This is a genomic window from Thermosynechococcus sp., assembly GCF_046299655.1.
Classification (GTDB): domain Bacteria; phylum Cyanobacteriota; class Cyanobacteriia; order Thermosynechococcales; family Thermosynechococcaceae; genus Thermosynechococcus.
On record NZ_JBKBHZ010000029.1, the window covers coordinates 1 to 2,118 of the forward strand.

A 2,118-nucleotide genomic window follows, 5' to 3' on the forward strand; every position below is an offset into this window, starting at 1 on the left:
ATTTGCGATCTTGCTCGTGCCAGCGGCGGACTTGTTCTTCCCATTTGCGATCTTGCTCGTGCCAGCGGCGGACTTGTTCTTCCCACTTGCGATCTTGTTCGTGCCAACGACGGGCTTGTTCCTCCCAGCGGCGCGCCTGTTCCTCGCGATCGCGCCGCAGCTCATCTAGGATGCGATCAAATTTAATATCTGCCTCCCGCCGAGGAACGTATAGTTCTGAAACCGTGCGCAGCACAAAGTCCCTCAGGCTGGGGTCTTGAGCGATGAGCCGAGGCAACTCCCGCTGAATAAGGGCAATAATCTCTGCCTGCTCCATGAGATGTTTCTACGTTAGCTATCTCCAATTCTAAGGGAGCAGCGGTTGGAATCACCGTCCTAAGCCAAGACGTGTTTGAGAGTTTGAATCACTTGATCCTGCTGAGCAAAGGTCAGTCCATAGTACAGGGGTAAGCTAATTGCTTCTTGGTAGTAGGCTTCGGCGTTAGGAAAATCTCCCCATTGAAAACCTAATTGCCGATAGTAGGGCTGGGTATGGACAGGAATGTAGTGGAGATTCACCCCAATGCCAAGGGCACGAAGGGCTTCAAAGACTTCGCGATGGGACATCCGAATCCGCTCCCGCTTGAGGCGAATAATATACAGGTGCCAACTGGAGCGGGTATCGGGATGCTGAAAGGGCAGGGTAACAGGCAGATCAGCCAGATATTGATGATAGCGTTGGGCTAAAAGGCGACGCCGTTCGACAAACTCATCCAAGCGCTGGAGTTGCTGGAGGCCAAGGGCGGCTTGGAGGTCGGTCATGCGGTAGTTAAAACCCAATTCCAGTTGTTGGTAATACCAAGGACCATGGGACTCACCCGCCATTTGCTGCGGATCGCGGGTGATGCCGTGGCTGCGCAGACGGATGAGGCGCTGATAGAGGTCTGGATCATTCGTGAGAATAGCGCCCCCCTCACCGGTGGTGATGATTTTCACCGGGTGAAAGCTAAAGACGGCCATGGTCGAGAATTCACAGCAGCCAATGGGTCGGCCGCGGTACTGACCGCCAATGGCATGGGAGGCATCTTCAATGAGGGTAAAGCCATAGGTCTGAGCCAGTTCCGCTAGAGCCGCCATCTCGCAGGATTGGCCGGCAAGGTGAACGGGAATGACAACTTTGGGGAGAGTACCCTGCTTTTCTGCGATTTCTAGTTTTTTGGCAAGAGCAGAGACACTGAGATTGTAGGTGTGGGGGTCAATATCGACAAAGTCCACCGTGGCACCGCAGTAGAGGCCACAGTTAGCAGAGGCAACAAAGGTAATCGGGGATGTCCATAGGCGATCGCCCTCCCTTAGACCCGCGGCAATGCAGGCAAGGTGAAGGGCTGCTGTAGCACTACTCACCACCACAGCGTACCGCGCACCGCAATACCTAGCCAGGGCTGCTTCAAATTCGGGAATCTTGGGGCCTTGGGTCAGCCAATCCGACTGCAATACCTCAACAACAGCGGCAATATCCTCTGGAGTAATGTCTTGGCGACCGTAGGGAATGGTGATCATTTACCCTCTGCCTGGAATAAAGTTGGGGTCAACGTGCTGGCGAATCAGGGTGCGTAGCTCCTCTACCGTCAGAAAGCAATCGTTACTCCCTGAATTGTAGCTAAAGCCCGGCTTGACCCGCGTTGCGCCCGTTTTGGCGCAGTACTCCTCGATGGTGAAACGTCCTTGGGTGGGCAAAATGGCATAGTACTTGCCTAAGTCAACTGTGGTATAGGAATCGGAGGTGGTAATCATCTCCTCATGGATTTTTTCTCCGGGTCGGATGCCAACGATCGCCTGCTCGCAGTCAGGACAAATCGCCTCTGCTACATCCAGAATGCGATAGGAGGGAATTTTGGGCACAAAAATTTCACCTCCCCAACTGTTTTCCAGTGCCCACAGCACCATTTCAACCCCCTCCTGAAGGGAGATATTGAAGCGAGTCATTGCCGGATCCGTAATCGGTAGGCAACCTTCACAGCGTTTTTTCAGGAAAAAGGGAATCACAGACCCGCGTGATCCCATAACATTGCCATAGCGAACCACACTAAAGCGCAGTTCACGCCCGGCAAAGTTATTGGCAGCAATGAAGAGCTTGTC

The 2,118-nt window shown here is 53.5% G+C and carries 2 protein-coding genes and 1 pseudogene; all 3 read right to left on the reverse strand.

The genetic code is table 11. From position 1 onward, the window contains the following. Window positions 1-316 (reverse strand): annotated as a pseudogene (locus ACK4HN_RS11865) (hypothetical protein); the annotation flags it as partial. A 59-nt stretch (window positions 317-375) separates the two neighbouring features. Next, window positions 376-1,539 (reverse strand): UDP-4-amino-4,6-dideoxy-N-acetyl-beta-L-altrosamine transaminase, encoded by a 1,164-nt coding sequence (gene pseC, locus ACK4HN_RS11870; protein WP_409877754.1) that lies wholly within the window; start codon window positions 1,537-1,539, stop codon window positions 376-378. Further along, window positions 1,540-2,118 (reverse strand): polysaccharide biosynthesis protein (locus ACK4HN_RS11875; protein WP_409877756.1); only part of this gene is annotated, 579 nt, incomplete at its 5' end.

Excerpts from the sequence above, each read along its gene's own strand:
- pseC (WP_409877754.1), bottom strand. The coding sequence starts at position 1,539 with ATGATCACCATTCCCTACGGTCGCCAAGACATTACTCCAGAGGATATT.